The organism is Desulfonatronum sp. SC1, from assembly GCF_003046795.1.
Taxonomy (GTDB): domain Bacteria; phylum Desulfobacterota; class Desulfovibrionia; order Desulfovibrionales; family Desulfonatronaceae; genus Desulfonatronum.
Map to the genome: position 1 here is coordinate 1 of NZ_PZKN01000138.1, position 454 is coordinate 454.

Here is a 454-nt window from a genome sequence, read left to right on the forward strand (position 1 = left end):
CGCTTATTACCGGCCCTAGTCGTACTGCCGACATCGAAAAAACACTGGTAACAGGCGTTCACGGCCCCAAAAGGTTGATTGTTTTCATAGATGTTGCATCTTAAATTTTTAAAAGTCAATCTTTGTGTTAATTTTGCACCTTTCAGAAAGGTTGTTATATTTATTGTTTAAATGATTGTCTTGCCGGATTGTTGCTTGCTTTTAGTGCGTATGATGCAAGAAGGATCATGACATAATTCTTTCTGGTTTCAATATATTTCAGGTAAAATGAGCAATTTCTGGCAGCGTACTTTAACAGGAGTGATTTTTGTAGTCGCAATCATCGGTGGGATGTGGTGGCACGCTTATTCATATTTGCTCATCTTCTTCACCGTTGTGCTACTTGGCATGCTCGAGTTTGTTGAGATGGTAAAAGCACGACCAGTAAGTGCCCAAATTGGATGGGCCCTTCTTC

At 40.3% G+C, this 454-nt stretch carries 2 protein-coding genes; both read left to right on the forward strand.

Annotated features, from left to right (window positions below; translation table 11 throughout):
- Nucleotides 1–5: 5 nt before the first annotated feature.
- On the forward strand, nt 6–104 hold the full coding sequence (locus C6366_RS21035) for an LUD domain-containing protein (RefSeq protein WP_255412111.1): 99 nt from the start codon (nt 6–8) through the stop codon (nt 102–104).
- Between the two features lie 163 nt (nt 105–267).
- Nucleotides 268–454: hypothetical protein (locus C6366_RS21040; RefSeq protein ID WP_233248581.1), on the forward strand; the 187-nt coding region annotated here is incomplete at its 3' end.